The sequence below is a fragment of the Aliivibrio sifiae genome (assembly GCF_002954705.1).
Classification (GTDB): domain Bacteria; phylum Pseudomonadota; class Gammaproteobacteria; order Enterobacterales; family Vibrionaceae; genus Aliivibrio; species Aliivibrio sifiae_A.
On sequence record NZ_MSCO01000001.1, the window covers coordinates 888693 to 911241 of the forward strand.

23 protein-coding genes, 1 tRNA gene, 1 pseudogene and 1 riboswitch are annotated in these 22549 nt (G+C 39.0%); of the genes and pseudogenes, 9 read left to right on the forward strand and 16 right to left on the reverse strand.

Annotation, left to right across the window (positions count from 1 at the left end):
- Window positions 1–67: 67 nt before the first annotated feature.
- Window positions 68–652: a superoxide dismutase [Fe] gene (gene sodB / locus BTO22_RS04010; RefSeq protein ID WP_060990544.1), complete on the reverse strand. Its 585-nt coding sequence runs from the start codon at window positions 650–652 to the stop codon at window positions 68–70.
- 237 nt (window positions 653–889) lie between these two features.
- Here sodB and grxD point away from each other — a divergent pair, with 237 nt between their 5' ends.
- Window positions 890–1225 (forward strand): Grx4 family monothiol glutaredoxin, encoded by a 336-nt coding sequence (gene grxD, locus BTO22_RS04015; protein ID WP_060990545.1) that lies wholly within the window; start codon window positions 890–892, stop codon window positions 1223–1225.
- A gap of 122 nt (window positions 1226–1347) precedes the next feature.
- On the opposite strand, the gene BTO22_RS04020 is transcribed toward grxD, so the two are convergent.
- The 3 genes from BTO22_RS04020 to rnt all read right to left on the reverse strand — a co-directional run bounded on the left by BTO22_RS04020 (window position 1348) and on the right by rnt (window position 4903).
- A complete protein-coding gene (locus BTO22_RS04020; RefSeq protein WP_105054378.1) occupies window positions 1348–2661 on the reverse strand; it encodes a response regulator in 1314 nt (437 codons plus the stop codon).
- 197 nt (window positions 2662–2858) lie between these two features.
- Complete coding sequence (locus tag BTO22_RS04025; protein ID WP_105054379.1) at window positions 2859–4187, reverse strand: Na+/H+ antiporter family protein; 1329 nt, start codon at window positions 4185–4187, stop codon at window positions 2859–2861.
- 47 nt (window positions 4188–4234) lie between these two features.
- On the reverse strand, window positions 4235–4903 hold the full coding sequence (gene rnt / locus BTO22_RS04030) for a ribonuclease T (protein ID WP_060990548.1): 669 nt from the start codon (window positions 4901–4903) through the stop codon (window positions 4235–4237).
- A gap of 200 nt (window positions 4904–5103) precedes the next feature.
- On the opposite strand from rnt, the gene motY reads away from it, so the two are divergent.
- Window positions 5104–5982: a flagellar protein MotY gene (gene motY / locus BTO22_RS04035; RefSeq protein WP_105054381.1), complete on the forward strand. Its 879-nt coding sequence runs from the start codon at window positions 5104–5106 to the stop codon at window positions 5980–5982.
- Between the two features lie 35 nt (window positions 5983–6017).
- On the opposite strand, the gene BTO22_RS04040 is transcribed toward motY, so the two are convergent.
- The 10 genes and pseudogenes from BTO22_RS04040 to BTO22_RS04085 all read right to left on the reverse strand — a co-directional run bounded on the left by BTO22_RS04040 (window position 6018) and on the right by BTO22_RS04085 (window position 13457).
- Complete coding sequence (locus tag BTO22_RS04040; protein ID WP_105055553.1) at window positions 6018–6452, reverse strand: DUF2753 domain-containing protein; 435 nt, start codon at window positions 6450–6452, stop codon at window positions 6018–6020.
- A 140-nt stretch (window positions 6453–6592) separates the two neighbouring features.
- On the reverse strand, window positions 6593–7009 hold the full coding sequence (gene gloA, locus BTO22_RS04045) for a lactoylglutathione lyase (protein WP_105054382.1): 417 nt from the start codon (window positions 7007–7009) through the stop codon (window positions 6593–6595).
- Window positions 7010–7049: 40 nt separating this feature from the next.
- Window positions 7050–7685 (reverse strand): endonuclease III, encoded by a 636-nt coding sequence (gene nth / locus BTO22_RS04050; protein ID WP_105054383.1) that lies wholly within the window; start codon window positions 7683–7685, stop codon window positions 7050–7052.
- Between the two features lie 19 nt (window positions 7686–7704).
- A complete protein-coding gene (locus BTO22_RS04055) occupies window positions 7705–8391 on the reverse strand; it encodes an electron transport complex subunit E (protein WP_105054384.1) in 687 nt (228 codons plus the stop codon).
- Window positions 8391–9023, reverse strand: a complete 633-nt coding sequence (gene rsxG, locus BTO22_RS04060; protein ID WP_105054385.1) for an electron transport complex subunit RsxG — start codon at window positions 9021–9023, stop codon at window positions 8391–8393. The genes BTO22_RS04055 and rsxG overlap by 1 nt, the downstream gene beginning before the upstream one ends.
- Before the next feature lie 4 nt (window positions 9024–9027).
- Window positions 9028–10083: an electron transport complex subunit RsxD gene (rsxD, locus tag BTO22_RS04065; RefSeq protein ID WP_105054386.1), complete on the reverse strand. Its 1056-nt coding sequence runs from the start codon at window positions 10081–10083 to the stop codon at window positions 9028–9030.
- Between the two features lie 11 nt (window positions 10084–10094).
- A pseudogene (gene rsxC, locus BTO22_RS04070) lies at window positions 10095–12080 on the reverse strand (electron transport complex subunit RsxC); the annotation flags it as partial.
- Between the two features lie 3 nt (window positions 12081–12083).
- Entirely contained in the window at window positions 12084–12665 is a 582-nt protein-coding gene (gene rsxB, locus BTO22_RS04075) for an electron transport complex subunit RsxB (RefSeq protein ID WP_105054388.1), read from the reverse strand.
- Between the two features lie 2 nt (window positions 12666–12667).
- Entirely contained in the window at window positions 12668–13249 is a 582-nt protein-coding gene (gene rsxA, locus BTO22_RS04080; protein WP_065591551.1) for an electron transport complex subunit RsxA, read from the reverse strand.
- Between the two features lie 132 nt (window positions 13250–13381).
- Window positions 13382–13457, reverse strand: a tRNA-Asn gene (locus BTO22_RS04085).
- A 477-nt stretch (window positions 13458–13934) separates the two neighbouring features.
- On the opposite strand from BTO22_RS04085, the gene uvrB reads away from it, so the two are divergent.
- The 3 genes from uvrB (at window position 13935) to BTO22_RS04100 (ending at window position 18038) form a co-directional block, all read left to right on the forward strand.
- Window positions 13935–15965, forward strand: a complete 2031-nt coding sequence (uvrB, locus tag BTO22_RS04090) for an excinuclease ABC subunit UvrB (RefSeq protein WP_105054389.1) — start codon at window positions 13935–13937, stop codon at window positions 15963–15965.
- 304 nt (window positions 15966–16269) lie between these two features.
- Window positions 16270–17688, forward strand: coding sequence for a quorum-sensing sigma-54 dependent transcriptional regulator LuxO (gene luxO, locus BTO22_RS04095; RefSeq protein ID WP_258132437.1), 1419 nt, complete (start codon window positions 16270–16272; stop codon window positions 17686–17688).
- Between the two features lie 14 nt (window positions 17689–17702).
- On the forward strand, window positions 17703–18038 hold the full coding sequence (locus tag BTO22_RS04100; protein ID WP_105054391.1) for an Hpt domain-containing protein: 336 nt from the start codon (window positions 17703–17705) through the stop codon (window positions 18036–18038).
- On the opposite strand, the gene yvcK is transcribed toward BTO22_RS04100, so the two are convergent.
- Window positions 18027–18905, reverse strand: a complete 879-nt coding sequence (gene yvcK, locus BTO22_RS04105; protein WP_105054392.1) for a uridine diphosphate-N-acetylglucosamine-binding protein YvcK — start codon at window positions 18903–18905, stop codon at window positions 18027–18029. The genes BTO22_RS04100 and yvcK overlap by 12 nt on opposite strands.
- A gap of 240 nt (window positions 18906–19145) precedes the next feature.
- Window positions 19146–19293: riboswitch (molybdenum cofactor riboswitch) on the forward strand.
- Between yvcK and moaA the strand changes: the two genes are divergently transcribed.
- From moaA to moaE, 4 genes are all read left to right on the forward strand, one after another.
- Window positions 19282–20271, forward strand: a complete 990-nt coding sequence (moaA, locus tag BTO22_RS04110; RefSeq protein ID WP_105054393.1) for a GTP 3',8-cyclase MoaA — start codon at window positions 19282–19284, stop codon at window positions 20269–20271. (Overlaps the previous riboswitch by 12 nt.)
- A 12-nt stretch (window positions 20272–20283) precedes the next feature.
- Window positions 20284–20763 carry a cyclic pyranopterin monophosphate synthase MoaC gene (gene moaC / locus BTO22_RS04115; protein WP_045101688.1) on the forward strand — a complete coding sequence of 160 codons (480 nt, stop codon included), beginning with the start codon at window positions 20284–20286 and terminating at the stop codon, window positions 20761–20763.
- Entirely contained in the window at window positions 20760–21005 is a 246-nt protein-coding gene (gene moaD / locus BTO22_RS04120; RefSeq protein WP_105054394.1) for a molybdopterin synthase sulfur carrier subunit, read from the forward strand. The genes moaC and moaD overlap by 4 nt, the downstream gene beginning before the upstream one ends.
- 1 nt (window position 21006) lies before the next feature.
- Complete coding sequence (gene moaE, locus BTO22_RS04125; protein WP_105054395.1) at window positions 21007–21453, forward strand: molybdopterin synthase catalytic subunit MoaE; 447 nt, start codon at window positions 21007–21009, stop codon at window positions 21451–21453.
- Between the two features lie 127 nt (window positions 21454–21580).
- Here moaE and BTO22_RS04130 read toward each other — a convergent pair whose 3' ends face one another.
- Window positions 21581–22546 carry an alpha-L-glutamate ligase-like protein gene (locus tag BTO22_RS04130; protein ID WP_105054396.1) on the reverse strand — a complete coding sequence of 322 codons (966 nt, stop codon included), beginning with the start codon at window positions 22544–22546 and terminating at the stop codon, window positions 21581–21583.
- Window positions 22547–22549: the final 3 nt, after the last annotated feature.

Sequence of the window (22549 nt, forward strand, 5' to 3'; positions counted from 1 at the left end):
AAGTATAAATACTGGCCTTCTTACTTTGAGCATGACTGTTATAAGAACAGTTAGTCAAAGTATGGGATTATTTTGCTAGGTTTTCTTCTACGAAAGACCAGTTTACTAATGCCCAGAACGCGCCCATGTAATCAGGACGAACGTTACGGAAATCGATGTAGTAAGCGTGTTCCCATAGGTCAACAGTTAGAAGCGGAGTAACCCCTTCATCTGTTAGAGGAGTAGCAGCGTTAGAGGTATTAACGATAGCTAGAGAACCGTCAGCGTTTTTAACAAGCCAAGTCCAAGAAGAACCGAAGTTGTTGATTGCTGAATCTGTAAATTTAGCTTTGAATTCTTCGAAAGAACCAAATGCAGCATCGATAGCAGCAGCTACTGCGCCAGTTGGTTGACCGCCAGCGTTTGGCGCTAGACAGTTCCAGTAGAACGTATGGTTCCAAATTTGTGCTGCGTTATTGAAAACGCCACCAGTAGATGTCTTAACGATCTCTTCTAGTGTTTTGCCTTCAAATTCAGTACCTGGGATAAGGCCATTAAGCTTAACAACATAAGTGTTGTGGTGCTTACCGTGGTGGTAATCTAAAGTCTCAGCAGAGATATGTGGTTCTAATGCGTCTTTTGCGAACGGTAGAGCTGGTAATTCAAATGACATTGCTCATGTCTCCATGTTGTAAGAGGTCTACGCCTCACTAATATTCCAAAAAATATACACTCAACTGAGTGTAGAATTTATTCTGACTTCGCTCTGATTCTAGCAAGTTTTGATTTTATTAAAAGAAAAAGTGGAGAATTTTCAATAAATAATACCACTACAAATATTAGGTATTTTTTTCTGAGTGCATAAGAAGTAGAATGAATACAACTTAGTGTCGACTCATTAGAGGATACAATGGAAACTATCGATAAGATCAAACAACAAATTGCTGAAAACCACATCATTCTATACATGAAAGGCTCACCTAAGCTTCCAAGCTGTGGTTTTTCATCTCAAGCTTCTCAAGCACTAATGAACTGCGGCGAGAAATTTGCTTATGTAGATATCCTACAGAATCCAGATATCCGTGCTGAACTTCCAGCATACGCACAATGGCCTACCTTCCCACAACTTTGGGTTGAAGGTGAGTTAATTGGCGGTTGTGATATTATTCTTGAAATGTTCCAAAAGGGTGAATTAAAGCCTTTAGTTCAAGAAGCCGCACAACGCAATGCTCCTGAAGCTGAGTAATAGTTTAAAACCGTCATAATTTATTTATGATTTGTTTAATTAAAAAGCCACGTATTATTGATAATACGTGGCTTTTTTAATCGTTATAGATTTAATCATTACCCAATAATAAAATAGGTTATCTATCCGGATGCTTTCGCTTTTTCAAAAGCAAGCGTTTGCAGTTTTGCTAAGGTCGATTTTCCTTGCTGTAATCTCGCGAGCCATTTTGTTTCAATATACTCTTTCTCATCATCAAGCTTCATTTCGCAATATACTAAGTAAATAATATAAGCGGTTTCATAATCAGTAATATCGGCATGTTGAATATCAGATATTAATCGATTTGCTTCACCATAACGGTTCATTCTTAGTTGAAATAAAGCTGATAATGCTCGTTGAGCAGAGATACATGGAATACCGCGCAGTCGTCCTTTTAATTTCGCACTGACTCGTTGCCATGCACTTTCTGGTGACCATTCTTGCAGCACTTCTTCTGGCGCAAGAAAGAGGTCTCCCCAAGCTGCCATTGCTCGTTTTCCAGCAGAATCAAACGCTGAATTTGGTAGCAAATACGCATATTTTGTCAATAAATCAAATGCATCATAACGATCGCCTTTGGCTATCAATGACCAAGTATAGTAACTAAATCGTAAGTAGGAGTAAGGGGCAAGTTCAAAGCCTTTTTTCCAATAACGAGTGGCAATAGGTAAATTATTTCGACGAAAAGCAATATCAGCTTTTAGATCGAGAAGATGAAGGTTACTGGTTTCATGTTTTGGCAATAATAAATCAGTAAGTTGATTTGCAGTATCAAAATCTTCTTGGGCGATATAGATTTCAATTTGCTGCAATTCAGCTTCAATAGATTCTTTTATGATAGATAGCAATGCTTTATTGACACTCAAGGCTTCTGCTAAGCGATTCACTCTTATTAAGCGAGCTGCAAGTTTGAGCATTGAATCTTTAAGAATTGTTTTATTTGGAGATTTAAAAATAAGAGGTTTTACACCCGCTAGCCCATTTTTAGTGTAGGCAGCAATCATTCCCATAGAGAATTTACGTTTAATTAAATCATGATTAATAATAGTAATAATTTCTTCTGGACGGATTGGTTTTTGTATGTATTTAGCAGGGTTGTAATCACTGTACGCCAATTCGATTTGAGGGTCTTCATTACCTGTAATGATATAGATAAGCGTATTGTCATTAACAAGCTTAAGTAAACGTAATTGCTCTAGCATTTGAAGACCTGTACTTCCATGACCTAAATTATGGTCAACAAAAAGCACATCAAATTTTTGTTGTTTGCAATTACCTACTGCTGCTCCTGCCGTTGGGCAGCAAGCTATGTTGTTTGTAGGAACCCCAATACGGCTGAGCAACGCTCTAATAGCATTTTGAATAACAGTACTGTCATCAATGATGAGAAAAGAGGAAAGCTTAATTAATTTCATGTGAATAGTAGGGAGGTAACGAAACAAGTGCCCGAGTATAACAAGTGTCTCTATTAAATATAGATAAAACTCACAATTGAAGGTGAAATATATTTGATCTTAGTACAAAAAAGCGACTGGAACCCCCGTCGCTTTTATAAGTGTTATCTAAATGATTAATATGATTAATATCATTAATTATCTAGGTTGCAGGGGATCTATAGAACCATCGCTGCAATCCAACCAAAAGCAATTAATGGTAAATTGTAATGTAGGAATGTAGGAACAACGGTTTCCCATACGTGCTCATGCTGGCCATCGGCATTAAGACCAGAGGTTGGGCCTAATGTTGAATCAGAAGCAGGTGAACCTGCGTCACCCAATGCAGCAGCAGTCCCGACTAAGGCAATTGTAGCCATTGGAGAGAAACCAAAGGCAACAGCAAGAGGGACATAAATAGTCGCGATAATTGGGATTGTTGAGAAAGATGAACCTATACCCATTGTTACTAATAAACCGACAATAAGCATTAATAGAGCGGCAAGAGGCTTATTATCACCAATAGAAGTTGATAATGCTTGAACTAGGGTTTCAACGCCACCTGTGGCTTTCATTACTGCTGCGAAACCCGCTGCAGAAATCATAATGAAGCCAATCATCGCCATCATATGGACACCACGGGTAAAGACATCTTGAGTCTCTTTCCACGCGATTACACCACCAAAAGTGAAGACCATAAAGCCAGCTAATGCACCAACAATCATTGAACCTGTTGCTAATTGAACAGAGAGAGCAGCAATAATCGCCACAATAGATATTTGAATGTGTCGCTTATTAAATGTAGGTGTTGCGTTTGTTGCTTGCATCTCCGCATTATCAATATCAGCGTAAGTTCTAGGCTTACGATAAGAGATGAAAATAGCAATCAGTAGGCCTGTAACCATGCCAAGAGCAGGTAAAGCCATTGCTAGAGGTACTTGGCTTGCAACAACATCTAAGTTGTTATCATGAAGGTTTTTCAACAAAATATTGTTTAGAAAAATACCACCAAAACCAACAGGAAGAATCATATATGGAGTCACTAAACCAAAAGTAAGCAGACAGGCAACTAAGCGACGGTCTAACTTTAATTTATTAAACACTTGGATTAGTGGTGGGATCAAAATTGGGATAAACGCGATATGCACAGGAACGACGTTTTGAGATGAAATTGTGATTAACAAAATTAAGCAAAGTAGCAGGTATTTAACCCCTGTAGCAGCATGTAGGTTGTCTTTACCGTTAATGCGTTTAATTACACTATGAGCGAGTAAGTCAGTAACACCTGATTTGGAGATGGCAACGGCAAAAGCACCAAGCATAGCGTAGCTTAATGCAATAGTCGCACCGCCCCCTAAGCCACCTTCAAAGGCTGAGATAGTATCAGATAATGATAAACCACCGACTAATCCGCCGATTAGTGCACTGAATGTCAAAGCAACAACAACGTTAACTCTAAGCAAAGCGAGGATAAGCATTACCGAAACAGAAAGAATGATTGGATTCATTTTGTTTAGTTTCCCTGTAAATATTGTGTGTTTGGCAAAGTAGCCAATTAAGTATTATTAGTATTATCTTCTTCTGGTTCTGGGAGTAGAGGCCAGCCACCAAGATCTTTCCATTTATTTACGATATGGCAGAAAAGTTCTGCTGTTTTAACCGTATCATAAAGTGCTGAATGGGCTTCTTTTCCATCGAAATCCATTCCGGCTGTTTTACATGCTTTTGCTAATACCGTTTGCCCTAGTGCTAAACCACTAATTGCTGCGGTATCAAAGGTACAGAAAGGATGAAAAGGGATGCGCTTTAATTTTGCTCGTTCAGACGCTTCCATAACAAAACTATGATCGAAGTTTGCATTATGAGCGACCATGATGGCACGTCGGCAATCGTGCTGCTTTTGTTCTTTACGGATCTGTTTGTAGATCTCTTTTAATGCGATATCTTCAGTTACTGCACCACGTAAAGGACTGAACGGGTCACGAATACCATTGAACTCTAACGCTTCTTTTTCAAGGTTAGCGCCCTCAAAAGGAGCAACATGATAGTGGATAGTTGTTGCAGGCTTTAAATAGCCTTCTTCATCCATTGCCAAAGTGACTGCACAAATTTCAAGTAAAGCATCAGTTTTTGAATTAAAACCAGCGGTTTCAACATCAATAACGACAGGGAAATAACCACGAAAACGGTTTTTTAATAAATTATGTTGCTCTACTTCAGTCATCATTCGGTACGTAAGAAAATGTTGCCGCTATTATTACAGATTATCGTTAGCATAAAAACTGTAAATAAGGTGTGATGGGGATATATTTATGAGAGTTCCACAAAGCATAAATGAAATAGAACGAAGAAATTAATATTGTTGGTCTAAATTTTGCTTTAATTAAACAATCGTCAACGGCATGACCAATAGATTTAGGTATTATGAAAAAAACATTTTTTACTTCAGCTTTGCTAGTAAGTTCATTGATTGCAGCTCCTGCATTAGCAAATAAAAACTACGTTGCTAAGCCTGAACAATCGAAATGGGTGATGTTACAAAACTCACCGTTGGAGTGTCGTTTATCTCATAATATTCCAAATTATGGCACCGGGGAGTTTTCTTCGTATGCGAATAAAAAGATGAATTTAGATTTTGAATTGAAGATGAACCGTCCAATGGGAGAAACTCGCTCGGTAAATTTAGTATCAATGCCAGCTCGTTGGATGCCGGGTGACAGTGCAGATTCAATGATGAATTTAAAGTTCTTCAAACAATTTGATGGTTATGTTGGTGGCTCTACGGCATGGTCAATGCTCGCTGAGTTAGAAAGTGGCCGTTTCCCAACTTTTACCTATGCTGATTGGCAAAGTCCTAAACAGCTAATTGAAGTTGCTTTATCTCCAGTGGTGTTCCAAGAGCAATATAATGTGTTCAGTATGTGTGTTGCTAATTTATTACCTTACAGCTTTGAAGATATTTCATTTACGATCTTACATTTTGATACAAACAGTGATGAGTTAAATAAGGCATCTAAAAAACGTTTATCTCAAATTGCTGATTTTATTCGATACACTAAAGACGTTGATTTAGTGCTGGTTGCAACCTATACCGATTCTAGTGGTGCTAAAAATGTTAACCAACAAGTATCAGAAAGACGAGCCGTTAAATTACAAAATTATTTTGAATCAATTGGGTTATCTGCCGATCGTATTCGAGTTCAGTCTTATGGTGAACGCCGTCCAATTGCAGATAATGCGACGCCACTAGGTAAGAATAAAAACAGACGAGTGGTCATATCCTTAGGTCGAACTATTATTTAATTATTTATATCAAGCACTCTAATTAGGGTGCTTTTTTATTGAAGCTTAAAACTTGCGATAAGCTCACATTGAACGGTTGTGTCAATATGTTGGATGTGTCGTGCGATCTCTGGATTCGGGTGACGCTTCATAAAATCCAATAACGCACTTTTGCAGCAACCTAAATTAGAGATAAAAGATTCACAATCACTACGTGGGCATTGAGGTACAAGGGTTAGAATCTTTTCAGAAGCTAACTGCAGGTATTTTAACTCAAAGCGGCTGTCATTTTGACTTCGCCAAAATTGGGCTAAGTTGTGGCATGAAATAACAGATATTGTTGTTTGATCAATGAGACTGATTTCATTTTTTTTAGTTATTTCCTCAGCTATCGCAAACGCCTGTTGGTAGTGTAAGATTGTGCGCCAAGAATCATCATTCTTAAAGGATCGCCCTGCCAATATTGTGTGTTTTTCCCAAAGTTCTATCATCATATTTCCTCTATTAAGGATTAGTGAGCCTAAAGATTAATTGAGAATCATTATCATTAAAAGTATTTAATATAAAAAAACCTGCACAGATCGCAGGTTTTATGAAATAGATATCGTTTTTTAATTTAGGATTTCTGCGATTAACCTTCTAAGCCTGCAGAAGCACTACTATTTTGAATGAGTTCAATCATGTAGCCATCAGGATCTTTAACAAAAGCAATGTGTGTAGATCCGCCTTTTACTGGACCAGCTTCACGAGTGACGTTACCGCCAACAGCTTTGATTGCATCGCAAGTTTGGTAAACATCATCGACACCAATCGCAATATGACCAAAAGCATTGCCCATATCATATTCTTCAGTGCCCCAGTTATAAGTTAACTCGATCACCGCACCTTGAGATTCATCACCGTAACCAAGAAAAGCTAAGGTGTATTTGTATTCTTCATTTGTATTTTGTCGAAGAAGATCCATACCCATTACTTTTGTGTAAAATTCAATTGATTTATCTAAGTTACCTACACGGATCATCGCGTGTAAAATGCGTCCATTAGCCATTATTTTGCTCCAGTTTTTAATTTAATTATTCAGATCGGTATTAAACTTCTGTTTTTTCTTTAAATTCGCATAGGTCTTCAATCATACAGCTACCGCAGCGTGGTTTACGAGCGATGCAAGTATAACGACCATGAAGAATAAGCCAGTGGTGAACATCTAATTTGAATTCTTTTGGTACCACTTTAACTAGCTTTTTTTCAACGTCATTAACCGTCTTACCTATTGCCAGTTTAGTTCGATTAGAAACACGATATATATGAGTATCGACAGCAATAGTTGGCCAACCAAAGGCAGTATTAAGCACTACGTTTGCGGTTTTATGTCCAACTCCCGGAAGGGCCTCTAATGCATCTTGATCTTCTGGGATCTGGCTGTCATGAAGCTCAATCAGCATGCGGCAGGTTTTAATGACATTTTCAGCTTTAGTATTAAATAAACCAATGGTTTTTATGTATGTTTTCAATCCATCAACACCTAGATCTAAAATAGATTGAGGTGTGTTTGCGACAGGGTAGAGTTTACGCGTCGCTTTGTTAACACTGACATCAGTGGCTTGTGCAGATAATAAAACAGCAATTAATAGCTCAAATGGCGTTGACCACTCAAGCTCCGTTTGTGGATGCGGATTATCAGCTTGTAAGCGTTCTAATATTTCTCGTCGTTTTATGTTATTCATACTGCTTTTATGTCCTTATCTATGAAACTCGTGCACGCTCAATTTCTGCTTTTTGTTGTTTAGGTTGACGATCACTTATTTTCTTATCAATGATGTTCTTTAATGCAATGAGAAAACCAACGCCTAAAAAAGCACCTGGAGGAAGCATTGCTAGTAGAAAGTGGCTATCTACTTGGAATAATTCAATTCGTAATACGGTTGCCCAATCCCCAAGTAGTAAGTCTGCACCATCAAATAGAGTGCCATTGCCTAAAGTTTCGCGCATAGCACCAAGCAAAATTAAAACAGCAGTCATACCTAAACCCATCCATAGTCCATCTAATAGTGCAGGGATAGGATCATTTTTTGATGCAAAAGCTTCTGCTCGACCAATGATGATACAGTTCGTAACGATCAATGGGATAAAAATACCAAGAGACAGATATAAACCATACGCATAAGCATTCATTAATAATTGAACGCAGGTCACTAGTGAGGCAATGATCATCACAAATACCGGAATTCGAACTTCTTGTGGGATCCATTGGCGTACCAGAGATACGATTAAGTTAGACCCAATAAGAACCAAAGTGGTTGCGATTCCTAGGCCCAATGCATTGGTTACTGTTGCCGAAACAGCAAGCAGAGGACATAACCCTAATAATTGTACGAGAGCTGGGTTGTTATCCCATAAGCCATTTTTTATTAATTCTTTATGCATTGTCATTAGTTGGCCTTACAATTAAGTGGAAGAGTTTGCAGTTCATCTTGGTGCGTTTTATAAAACCAAACTGCTTTTTTTACGGCTTTAACTACGGCTCTAGGTGTAATTGTTGCGCCAGTGAACTGATCAAATTGCCCACCGTCTTTTTGAACCGCCCAGCTACTATCATCAGCAGAGTCTACGCTTTTTCCTAGAAATCCATCAACCCAGCGAGTAATTCGAGTATCTATTTTATCACCTAATCCTGGTGTTTCTTGATGTGACAATACACGAACGCCTGTTACTATTGAATTGGCATCAACGCCGACAATAACTTTAATCGCACCGCTATATCCATCAGGAGCGATAGCTTCAATTGCAGCACCAGAATGCTTGCCGTTTAATGAAGCTAAATAGACAGGCATAGCTTCTTCTGTGCCTAATGCGTCTACATTTGATATTAGGGTGCAAGCTTTAAATAATTCATTGTCATGTTGTTTCGTTGGTACTACTTGATTTAAGACTGACAATAATTGTTGTTGTTGCTGATACGTAATTTGATCTTTAGTTAATGCATAAGTAATGGTAACTAATGCGGTTGAAGCAATAGCAAATAAGACCAAAACAAGGCTGCTTTTTTTCATTGTCTGTAGCATAGGATTACCCTTTTTTATGGCCGTAGGTTCTTGGTTTTGTGTAGTAGTCAATTAAGGGTACACACATATTGGTTAAGAGAACCGCAAAAGCAACCCCGTCTGGGAAGCCTCCCCAAGTACGAATAATATAAACGAGAGCACCAATAAGAGCGCCATAGTATAAGCGGCCTTTGGGTGTTGTTGCCGCAGAAACCGGATCGGTTGCAATAAAGAAAGCACCGAGCATAGTGGCACCAGAGAATAGATTAAACAGCGGTGATGTCGCTGTATCTGGTGAGAAAAGAGCAAATAAGCTACTTATTGTAAATAGACTGGCTAAAAAACTAACCGGAATATGCCAATGAATAAGGCGCTGTTGCAGTAAGAAAAGACCACCTAGTAAGAAACCAATATTTACCCATAACCATCCTAAACCAGCAACACTATTAAAAATAGGCGCGGTTAAAATTTCATTTGTTGTTAGTCCTGCTTTAAGGCCTGTCTTTACTGTGTCTAATGGCGTTGCCATTGTCATGCCATCAACATTCATAGTGAGTTGATGGACAGAAAAACCGTCTTGGCTTAATCCATTAAGTATTAACCAGATCGAATCAGAAAAGCTGATACTTTCAGTTAGCAGTTCTTTTACTGGCAACCAAGTTGTCATTTGCACAGGGAAAGAGATTAATAGTACTACATAAGCAGCCATTGCTGGATTAAAGAGGTTTTGTCCTAATCCTCCATACAAATGTTTAGCAATAACGATGGCAAATATCACACCAATCACCGTTATCCACCAAGGAGACAGTGGTGGAATGGCAAGAGCAAGTAATACCCCTGTTAGTAAGGCACTATTGTCACTGAGATAAGGTTTAAGTGGTCTTTTTCGACACTTTAATACAAGTGCTTCTGCTGATATTGCCGTCACTATCGCAATTAGAACTTGTAGAAATGTCCCCCAACCAAAGAAGTAAGTTTGAGCGAGTAAACCGGGAATTGTTGCCAAAGCAACCAGTTTCATTATGGTTCGTGTGCTCTTTTTACTGTGAGCATGTGGTGAGCTAGTGATAAAAAAGGCCACTGTTACTCTTCCTTATTCTTTTTAATTTGTTGAGCAGCTTTGCGTGCTTTTGCTCGCGCTATTGCTGCGGCTACCGCTGCTTTTTTAGGATCTGCAGTTTCAGAGGTATCATCATTTTCAACGGTCGTTTTAGTGACAGGTTGATCTGATTCAGTTTCTTTTTCGACTTGAGCAGCTTTGCGTGCTTTTGCACGAGCGATGGCAGCAGCTACAGCGTCTTTCTTGTTAGCGCTATCAGTACTTTTTTCAGACTCTGTACTATTTGCTTCTGCAAGATTTGCTTTTCGTTCGCGAGCTTGTTGTTTACGCTCTTCACGTAATTTTGCCATTTCAGAATTATCAGGTTCAGCAGTGTTTGCTTTGGCCGCTTCTGCTTGCTTTGCTTTAGCACGAGCAATTGCAGCGGCGACAGCAGGTTTAGGACTGGCAACACCAGATTCTTCAGCTGCTTTTTGGGCTTTGACTCTCGCAATTGCAGCTGCAATTGCGTCATTACCTGAACCAGAAGCCTCTTCTGTTTTCATTTCTTTACGTCGATTTTCTGCAGCCAGTTTGAATTTGTTTTCACGTTCTGCTTTGTCACGCTCCATTCGAGCATTTTTTTCTTCAAAGCGAACTTTGGCACGATCAGCAGCTTGCGCATCTTGTTTGCGAGCGTAAATTTCTGATTTTGCTTGGCGGTAATATTGAACCAGAGGGATCTCACTTGGGCAAACATAAGCACAAGCACCACACTCAATACAATCAGATAAATGGTATTCTTCACATTTATCGAACTCTTCTGATTTTGCGTACCAATATAATTGTTGAGGTAATAAAGCTGCAGGGCAGGCGTCAGCACAGCTACTACAACGAATACAAGCCATTTCATGATTATAAAGAGGCAGCTCTTTTCTATCTGGTGTAATAATACAGTTAGTAATTTTCGTTATAGGGATCTGTTTATGTGGGAGAGTAAATCCCATTAGCGAACCACCCATAATAATTCTAGGGTGCTTTTTATCGGCTTGATAACCAGCCAATGTCATTAAGTGTTCAACAGTTGTTCCCAAACGAACCCAAAAATTACCCGGAATATCAAGGCTGTTTCCGGTTAATGTCACTACTCGTTCAATTAATGGTTCAGCGTTACAAATTGCACGCTTAACCGCAAAAATAGTCCCTACGTTTTGTACGATAACCCCTATATCTGTAGAGCGGCCGCTAGCAGGAACTTCTTTACCGGTTAAAATTTTAACTAACTGGCGAGAGCCGCCTGATGGGTATTTTGTCGGGATCACTCGGATTACGATATTATCGTGCTCAGAGATAACAGTGTTTAATGCCTTTATTGCTTCCGGCTTATTATCTTCAATGCCGATAATTGCCAATTTAGGCGTTAGAATATGTTGAAGGATCTTAATACCAGTAACAATTTCTTCTGCATAATCACGCATTAAACGATCATCGGCAGTGATATAAGGTTCACACTCTGCAGCATTGATAATCAATATGTCAGCTTTGCCTATACCACTTTGCAGTTTTCTACTTGTTGGAAAACCAGCTCCACCCATACCAGAAATACCAGATTGACGAATACGTTCAATCAGATCTATTGGATCTTGGCTTATAAAATCAGCTATAGGCTCTCGATCGTCAACCCAGAGATCTTTATGATCAGACTCAATCACAATACAAAGGTCGGTTAATCCTGAAGGATGAGCAACGGTTCTTGGCTCTATTGCTGTTATTTTTCCTGAAGTCGGCGCGTGAATAGGTACACACATGGCAATATTACCTTGTGTGAGTGGTTGACCTTTTTGTACATCCTCACCGACAGCAACTAGAATGTCTCCTTTACCACCAATATGTTGTTTTAGTGGCAAAATAAGTTCATTTGGAACACCGGCTGATTGAATCGTATTTTGAGTTGAAATTGTCTTATTTTCAGCAGGGTGAATACCGCCGTGAAAATCCCACAGTTGACCTTGTTTAATTTGTTCGATAATGGACAACATGGGTTACAGCTCCGATGTTTGAGAGGGCTTATCTGCCGGAATATTAATAACAGGGATCGTATTTAAATCCCACTTCCAGTTATCAGGTGTCGTGCTTACAGGGATCATTTCAATACAATCAGTAGGGCAAGGAGCAACACATAAATCACAACCAGTACATTCGGCCTCAATTACCGTGTGTAAGGCTTTTGTGCCACCAACGATGGCATCAACAGGGCATGCTTGAATACATTTAGTACAACCAATACACATATCTTCATGTATAAACGCGATTTTCTTTACGTTTATCACTTCATCATCAGCACTTGGTACATCAACCCCCATAAGGTCGGCTAATTTTTCAATCGTTGCTTGGCCACCAGGAGGACACTTGTTTATTACATCGCCATTGGCAATAGCTTCTGCATAAGGTTTACAACCGGGATAGCCACATTGGCCGCATTGTGTCTGCGGCAAGATAGCATCTATCTGTTCAACGATAGGATCTGATTCAACTTTAAATTTAATTGATGCGAAGCCGAGAATTAATCCAAAGATTAAGGCGAGTGCAGCAATAGCAATAACAGCGATTAGAATTGAACTCATGTTTATAATTTCACTAAACCAGTAAAGCCCATGAAGGCTAAAGACATTAAACCTGCAGTAATCATTGCAATAGATGCACCTTTAAATGGTAAAGGAACATCAGCAGCAGCAATACGTTCACGCATAGCAGAGAAGAGAATGAGAACTAATGAAAAACCAACGGCAGCACCAAAGCCATAGATAATGGATTCGATGAAATTATGATTCTCAGTAACATTAAGTAATGCAACTCCGAGAACAGCACAGTTTGTCGTGATTAAAGGTAAAAAGATACCAAGTACACGATACAAAGTAGGACTTGTTTTATGTACGACCATCTCTGTGAATTGAACAACAACCGCGATCACAAGAATGAAACTCATGGTTCGTAAATACTCAATGCCAAGAGGGGCTAAAATATAGGTTTCAACAAGATATGAACATACCGAAGCTAGCGTTAGGACAAATGTTGTCGCAAGGCCCATTCCGATTGCACTTTCTAGTTTTTTAGATACGCCCATGAATGGGCAAAGACCTAAAAACTTAACCAGTACAAAGTTGTTCACTAAAACAGTACCAACAAGTAGTAATAGATACTCAGTCATGCCAATGATTTTTATGATAATAGATGATCTGGTTATTATCGGACTTTAAGAGCCTGATAACAACCTTAGAAAGAATAGGTTTTTATATTTTAGGCAAAAAAAAGCCTCGTCGTTAGACAAGGCTTTAAAATGTGGCTCCCTTTGCTGGACTTGAACCAGCGACATACGGATTAACAGTCCGGCGTTCTACCAACTGAACTAAAAGGGAATCGATTTTAGGCCGACGATATTAACGAGTCTAAAATAAACTGTCAAGCGTAAAAATAAAGAAAAGTGACCTGATTATTTAGTCATTAATTGGAGCTATTTTCTGCAAAAAATCATTGACATCATCGCTAGGCTATATTTATCAATGCTTGTGGGTAGTTATCCACTAAAACTGTGGATAAGTGTGTTAATGAAACTATATTAACTCTCTTAAAGCTAGCTGTGACGTGGCCTATAGAGTATGGCTACTATTGCTCTGAGTGTTTTGTATACATAAAATCAAAGTGTTATAGCATCACTGCTGTTTGAATGCGCGGTATGTATATTTTTTATTCAAACTTTAGAGTAAATACTAAATTAGAGTGTATTTTAACCATTGTTGGGGAAAACTTTTATAATTAAGAGTTTCTATAAAAAGAAGAGTGGATTTGTTAGTGTATATATCCTAAATAATATGAGTCCATGTGGAGTGTTATAAATGGCCAATGCGTATGAATTAATTTCGAACTATCTGCCAGCAGGTGATCAACCTCAAGCAATTAAAATGTTGAATGAAGGTTTGGAGAATGGTCTTGCTCATCAAACGCTTCTTGGAGTTACTGGATCGGGGAAAACATTTACATTAGCAAATGTAATTGCACATTCAGGGCGACCAACCGTGATCATGGCTCATAACAAAACATTAGCTGCTCAATTGTATGGTGAAATGAAAGCATTTTTCCCCAACAATGCTGTGGAGTATTTTGTTTCTTATTTTGATTATTACCAGCCAGAAGCGTATGTACCAACAACAGATACCTTCATAGAAAAAGATTCCTCTGTGAATGAACACATTGAACAAATGCGTTTATCGGCAACAAAAGCATTATTAGAGCGTAAAGATGCCATTATTATTGCTTCAGTATCAGCCATTTATGGTCTTGGTGATCCACAAGCTTATTTAAGTATGATGCTTCATCTACGCCGTGGAGATATTGTTAATCAAAGAGATATTTTACGCCGTTTAGCAGAGCTTCAATATAAACGTAATGACATGGCATTTGAACGCGGTACTTTTCGTGTCCGTGGGGAAGTTCTCGATGTTTTCCCCGCTGAGTCAGAACATGAAGCAATTAGAATTGAACTGTTTGATGAAGAGGTGGAGCGTATCAGTAAGTTTGATCCTCTTACTGGTTCTATCATTACGAAAGATATGCCGCGTTGTACTATCTACCCTAAAACACATTACGTCACACCAAGAGAAAAAGTGCTTGAGGCAATTGAGCAAATCAAAATAGACTTGGCGCTAAGACAAAAAGAATTATTAGCCAATAACAAATTAGTTGAAGAGCAACGGATCACACAACGTACTCAGTTTGATATAGAAATGATGAATGAGTTGGGGTTTTGTTCAGGTATTGAAAACTACTCTCGCTATTTGAGTGGTCGCCCAGAAGGTGATGCGCCGCCAACCTTATTTGATTATTTGCCAAAAGATGGCTTATTGATTATCGATGAATCACATATAACGGTCTCTCAGATTGGTGCAATGTATAAAGGTGATCGTTCTCGTAAAGAGAATCTGGTTGAGTATGGCTTTAGACTTCCGTCAGCGTTAGATAATAGACCAATGCGTTTTGATGAGTTTGAAGCGTTAGCACCACAAACAATTTATGTTTCTGCGACTCCAGGAAAATATGAAATTGAAAAATCGGGTGGGGATATAGCAGAGCAAGTTGTGCGACCTACGGGGTTGCTTGACCCTCTTATTGAGGTACGCCCGGTTGGAACTCAAGTTGATGACCTATTATCAGAAATTCGCATAAGAACCAAAGTGGGTGAGCGTGTATTAGTAACCACGTTAACTAAGCGAATGGCTGAGGATTTAACTGAATACCTTGATGAACACGGGGTTAAGGTTCGATACTTACATTCGGATATTGATACGGTTGAACGTGTCGAGATTATTCGTGATTTGCGTCTAGGTAAGTTTGACGTCTTAGTCGGTATCAACTTATTGCGTGAAGGCTTGGATATGCCTGAGGTGTCTTTGGTTGCGATCTTAGATGCAGATAAAGAAGGCTTTTTACGTTCCGAACGCTCATTAATTCAAACAATAGGTCGCGCAGCTCGTAATTTAGAAGGTAAGGCTATTTTATATGCAGATAGAATTACAGGATCAATGGAAAAAGCGATAGGCGAAACAGAAAGACGCCGTGAAAAGCAGATTTTGAATAATAAAGCATTAGGTATTGTACCTACAGCATTGAAAAAAGATGTTGCTGATATTCTTGAATTGGGTGATATGACGAAAAATAAACGTAAAGTCATGGCCCCAAAGATCAAGTTATCAGAAGTGGCAGAAGAAGGTGCAAGCTATCAATCTATGACGCCACAGCAATTAGATAAAGAAGTTCATAAACTAGAAACTAAAATGTATCAACATGCTAAGGATCTGGAATTTGAATTGGCTGCTCAGGTAAGGGATGAAATCGATAACTTAAGACGTCAATTTATTACGAATAGTTAATGATGATTTTATAAAATATGGAATTTAGGAAAAAAAGAAGCCAACCGCAATATCCCGGTTGGCTTTATTGTTCATGTGAAAGTAAATTTCACTAACAACGTCAGTTGGCTAGGTGACCCTTTGGCTTAAAGGGTCAATATACATATAGCAGGTAGTATGCCAACTTTTTCATTGAAGATTTTCAGATAATTCAGTCTAAAAAACGCGTAGAGTCACAGTTTGTTTGCAATTTGCAATTGCTCTTTGCGTTTTGCAGTTGCATAATGCGAATTCTTATGTTTATTACAGGTAGTTCGTTTTCATTATGCAGAAGAAATACTTATTAATGGTTGAAGATACAGCGTCGGTTGCTGCATTGTATCGTTCTTATCTTAATCCACTTGGCGTTGAGATTAACGTGGTTGCGAAGGGAAGTGAAGCAATAGAGGCCGTTGCTTTACGGGTACCAGATTTAGTATTGCTTGATTTACGTCTGCCAGATATGACGGGATTTGATGTATTAGCTGAAATTAGAAAACAGAATAAAGATGTTCCTGTTGTTTTGATGACCGCGCATGGCTCAATTGATGCAGCGGTAGAAGCTATGCAACTTGGAGCTCAAGATTTCTTAATCAAACCCTGTGAAGCCGATAGGCTAAGAGTTACGGTTAACAATGCGCTTCGCCGAGCTCAAAAAGATCAAGATGAAATAAAAGAAAACCCAGATAAATCGAATAAACAGTATCAAGGTTTCATTGGCAGTAGCTCTCAAATGAATCAGGTTTATCGCACTATTGATTCCGCCGCACCAAGTAAAGCAACCGTATTTATTACAGGGGAGTCGGGCACAGGTAAAGAAGTATGTGCTGAAGCGATTCATGCCGCGAGCAAGCGTGGTGACGCGCCGTTCATTGCTATTAACTGTGCTGCGATACCTAAAGACTTAATAGAAAGTGAATTGTTTGGTCATGTGAAAGGGGCTTTTACTGGCGCTTCTGTTGATAGGAAAGGGGCGGCAGAACAAGCCGATGGTGGAACTTTATTTCTCGATGAATTATGTGAAATGGATTTGGATTTACAAACTAAGCTATTACGATTTATTCAAACAGGAACCTTTCAAAAAGTCGGTTCTTCAAAAATGAGTCGTGTAGATGTTAGATTTGTATGTGCAACAAACCGTGATCCATGGCTTGAAGTTCAAGCGAGTCGTTTCCGTGAAGATTTGTATTATCGATTGCATGTTATTCCGCTTGTCCTTCCGCCATTACGTGATCGTGGTAACGATGTTATTGAAATTGCGCATTCAATCTTAGGGCACTTTTCTCATGAAGAAGGACGTGAGTTTATAACATTTAGTTCTGAAGTGACTGAAAGATTCGCGGATTATGATTGGCCGGGTAATGTCCGACAATTACAAAATGTAATCAGAAATGTGGTGGTATTAAATAGAGGTAAAGAAGTCACTCTGTCTATGCTACCTCCACCATTATCACTAGAATTAAATTCTGGTTCATATATTGCATCAGAAGATGAAGTAAGTAGTTCTCATATATCGAAAAATAATATAGTGAATAATATCGTTAACCTCTCAAAAGAGACGATTATTCCACTCTGGGAATCAGAAAAGAAGGTTATTGAAACTGCAATTGCTCTATGTGATGGGAATATTCCACAAGCCGCTAAGCGATTAGAGGTAAGTCCATCTACACTATATAGAAAATTACAATCGTGGGACGATAAATAGCAGAGGGTATTACTGTGAGTCAGTATATAAACCAGAAAGCGGTGAATCAGTTAGTTCAAGAAGTTGGAGACGAGAATGTTCCTTTTCTTTTTGGTATTTTTTGTGATGAGCTAGATGACTTTATTGGTACGCTGAGTACTCAACCTGAGATTGAAAAGGTTAGAGAAATAAGTCATTGCCTTAAAAGCAGTGCCGGTAGTTTTGGCGCTGATAAACTGGCCAGTATGGCGGTTGATATTGAAGAAAAAGCAAAGCAGCACCAAGATGAGTGGGTTGAGCGCAATATCTCCGAGTTTGTAAATATTGCGCGTGGAACTGAAATTGCTTATCGTAAGCTTTTAATCAAGTAAATTAATTATTGCTTGCTTCAATTTATCTCTATCATGGCGCCAATCGTGATTCAATGAAGCAAGATCTGTGGTTTTACAATTATACTCTGATTTTAATTCCACCAGCTCTTTATCTGTTAAAATTACGTCCACTTTTCTCCCTGAGCAGGCTCGCTCACACCATTCCAGCATCATTTTATGGTCCATTTTTCCTGCTGGGCCAAACTCTTTTGATAAGTTATCGATAAAAACTACTTTGGCTTTTTTATTGGCTCCAATAGCTTTACCCAAACCAGGGAGGAGTAAAGGAGGCATAATACTTGTTAAAAAGCTTCCTGGGCCGAGTAAAATTAAATCCGCATTCCTAACAGCTTGAATTGCCTCTAGAGTTGCAGGTACTTCCGGGTCTAAAAATAAACGTAAAGGCAATTCATCCATATCATCGACATTGGTTTCACCTGAAATTTTGCGTAAGTCTTTGGTTAATGCCCCTAAGTCAGAAGGATGCTCAGACATTGGAATTATCTGAGTTTCAACTTTTAACATATTACGAATTAAATTGATGGCGTCTAATGGGCGAACGCTAAGATTATCTAACGCGGTAAGCATTAAGTTCCCAAGATTATGTCCATGAAGTTCACCTTGGCCTTTAAATCGATACTCAAACATCATTGAGCTGATCGATGGGTCTGTAATTAGCTGATTTATACAGTTACGAGTGTCTCCCCAAGCAATACCGCCTTGGCATTCTCTAATTCGGCCTGTAGAGCCTCCATTATCAGTGGTAGCGACAATTCCTGTTGCATTACTACCAAAATCACTTAATGCTGCAAGAACGCGCCCTAAGCCGTGTCCACCACCAATAGCGACAATTTGATGTTTATTCATAATATTTATACTTACTTATCACACATAATTAGTAGCAGTGTGGTTTATCTCGAAAGTGACGACAAGCAGTGATTAGTGAAATGTTGAATTAATCACAGTTTATAGACTGAATAACAGCATAAAAATAACATCTATCAAACAAAATGGAGAAATTCGGCTGAAATGGCAAAAAAATTGGAAAACCTTAGAAATATTGAGTATTTTAATAAGAGCGCCAACTAAACTAATAATGGTCTAGTGTGGTTGCCATAACTCCGAGCTTAAGCTACTAAGTTGTTTTTAAGAAGCACTCAATATGTAGCGTAAGCCAGTGACAATTCGGTCACAAGGGTTTGTTTGGAAATGAACAAGCCTCCCGTGTTTGGAAAGGTGTTCCGTGGCGAAACAATTCAAAGATAATTTTAATCGTAAGTTTTATTACTTACGGTTGTCGATTACAGACGTCTGTAATTTTAAATGTACTTATTGCTTACCTGATGGTTATCGACCAGAAAATGGCAAGCGAGAGTCCTTCCTTGAGCTTGATGAAATCAAACGTACGGTGAGTGCGTTTGCCCGTTGTGGTACGTCAAAAGTACGTATTACAGGTGGAGAACCAAGCCTGCGCAAAGATTTTACTGAGATCATTCGTACCGTAGCCTCTCAACCTGGCATCACTAAAGTAGCCACTACGACTAATGGTTATCGTATGGAGAAGCATGTCGCTGAATGGCGAGAAGCTGGCCTTACTGATATCAATGTGAGTGTTGATAGCTTAAATCCCAATATGTTTTATCAGATCACCGGTGAAAATAAATTTGCCGAAGTTATGGCTGGTATTGATAAAGCACTTGAAATTGGATTTAAACAGGTAAAAGTAAATACCGTTTTACTTAAAGATCTTAATAGTACCGAATTACCTTTATTTTTAAAATGGATTCAAACTCGTCCTATTCAACTTCGTTTTATTGAATTGATGCAAACGGGTGAAATGAACGATTTGTTTAAAAATCATCATCAGTCTGGTGTGTCGATCCGTAATCATTTAATTGCTAACAATTGGATATTGAAACAACGCGGTGAAAGCGATGGTCCAGCTCAAGTCTTTACCCACCCAGATTACATAGGTGAAATAGGGTTAATTATGCCTTATGAAAAAGACTTTTGTCAGAGTTGCAACCGACTTAGAGTATCAGCAAAAGGCAAATTACATATGTGTTTATTTGGTGATTACGGTGTTGATTTACGAGAGTTGTTACAAGAAGATTCGCAGCAAGATGAGTTGATTCAATGCATTCAAACTCAGTTAGATAATAAAGCAGAAGGTCATTTTTTACATGATGGCCATGCTGGAATGACCCCTCATTTAGCCTCAATTGGCGGATAATAAAGAAGAATTATGTCAAATTTTACTCATATTAATGCCTCTGGTGAGGCGAACATGGTTGATGTATCAGCTAAACAAGAAACAGTGCGTGAAGCGCGTGCAGAAGCGTTTGTTCATATGGCGCCAGAAACGCTGAATCTGATTGTTTCTGGTTCTCACCACAAAGGTGATGTGTTTGCGACAGCTCGTATTGCGGGCATTCAAGCAGCGAAAAAAACATGGGATCTTATTCCATTATGTCATCCATTACTGCTAACCAAAGTTGAAGTTCAACTTGAAGCCATTGAAGCTGAAAACATGGTTCGTATTGAATCTGTATGTAAATTAGCGGGCAAAACTGGCGTTGAAATGGAAGCATTAACAGCGGCATCGGTTGCAGCATTAACCATCTATGACATGTGTAAAGCGGTTCAAAAAGACATGGTTATTGGGCAAGTTCGTTTACTAGAAAAGACGGGCGGTAAATCTGGACACTTTAAGGCAGACGCATGATCACAGTATTATTTTTCGCTCAAACAAAAGAGTTAGTAGGCACTGACAAACTGGAACTTACTGGTGATTACGCAACAGCTGAAGCGATTCGTGAAGAGTTAAGTCAAAAAGAAGGCAAGTGGGATTTAGCGCTAGAGAAGGGCAAATTACTGGTTGCGATTAATCAAACGATCTCAAGCTTAGATTCAGCGGTTTCTGATGGTGACGAAGTGGCATTTTTCCCACCTGTAACGGGTGGTTAATATGATTTCTGTTCAAGAGCATGATTTTAATGTCGGTGATGAATATCAATTATTAGCAGAAGGTACTTCCGCAGGAGCGGTTGTAACTTTTATTGGTAAAGTTCGAGACATGAACCTTGGTGATGATGTCACAGGGCTTTCTCTAGAGCATTACCCAGGGATGACTGAAAAGTCTCTGAATGATATCGTTGCACAAGCAAAAGCGCGTTGGCCACTGCTTAAAGTGAAAGTAATCCACCGAGTGGGAGACTTAGAACTTGGTGATCAAATTGTGTTTGTTGGTGTATCAAGTGCGCATCGTGGTGCTGCATTTGATTCATGCGAATTCATTATGGATTACTTAAAAACCAATGCACCGTTTTGGAAAAAAGAACGAACAGCCAAAGAAGTGCGCTGGGTTGAATCAAGAGATACGGATAAATCAGCGGCGCAACGCTGGGAAAAGTAATTATCTAAATAGTGGCTATTAGAATCGGTATTCGATTTGGAAAGTAGCAATAGAAGATAGATAAAAAGGGAAGAGAGCATAGGCTTTCTTCCCTTTTTTTTATTTGGATTGTGCTTGTGGTGGTCTGTTATTTATTATAAATACCAAACTGTTCCATCGCATAAGCAACACGAGCTTCAGGAGTTGGGTATGGAACCGTCTCCTCTAAGCTTTCGATATGCTTTAATCGAGGTAACAAGCCTGTTCCATTAGCAATTTGAATCGCTAAACCAGGGCGAGCATTAAGCTCTAGAACCATAGGGCCATATTTTTTATCTAGAACCATATCAGTGCCCATGTAGCCTAGACCTGTCATTTCCCAAGCACTTGATGCAAGCGTTAACAGTTTATGCCAATGTGGTACTTCTAAGGTACTTAATAGTTTTCCTGTATCTGGGTGTTTTTCAACAGGTAAGTCAAATTGTACTGCGCGTACTGCTCTGCCTGTACCGATATCAATACCAACCCCAACAGCACCTTGGTGTAAGTTAGCCTTACCATCTGAATCTGTGGTTGATAAACGCATCATTGCCATTACAGGGTAGCCCTTAAATACAATAATACGAACATCAGGCACGCCTTCGTAACTGAAACCGTCAAACACATCATCAAACTCGATTAAGTTTTCAATCATAGCAACGTCATTTTTCCCACCAAGGGAGAAAAGACCGGCTAATGTATTAGTAATATGGCGTTCAACATCTTGTTTGTTTGCTTCTGCACCAGATGGTTTGTAGTAAACCCCATCTTTATGAGATGTGACAACTAAAATGCCTTTACCACCACTACCTTGAGCTGGTTTGATTACAAAACCAGGCCAATCTTTAACGATATCATGAATGTTTTTTACTTCAGCTTGGCTATCAATCACCCCAATAAGCTTAGGAACAGTTGCTCCCGCTTTTTCAGCAATGATCTTTGTTTTTAATTTATCATCAACCAATGGGTACTTACTTCGGTCATTGTAACGGCCAATATAGCCACCGTTACGTTGATTCATTCCCATGATCCCTTTAGCTTTTAGTTTTGCAGGAGATGTAAATCTACTAAACATAGG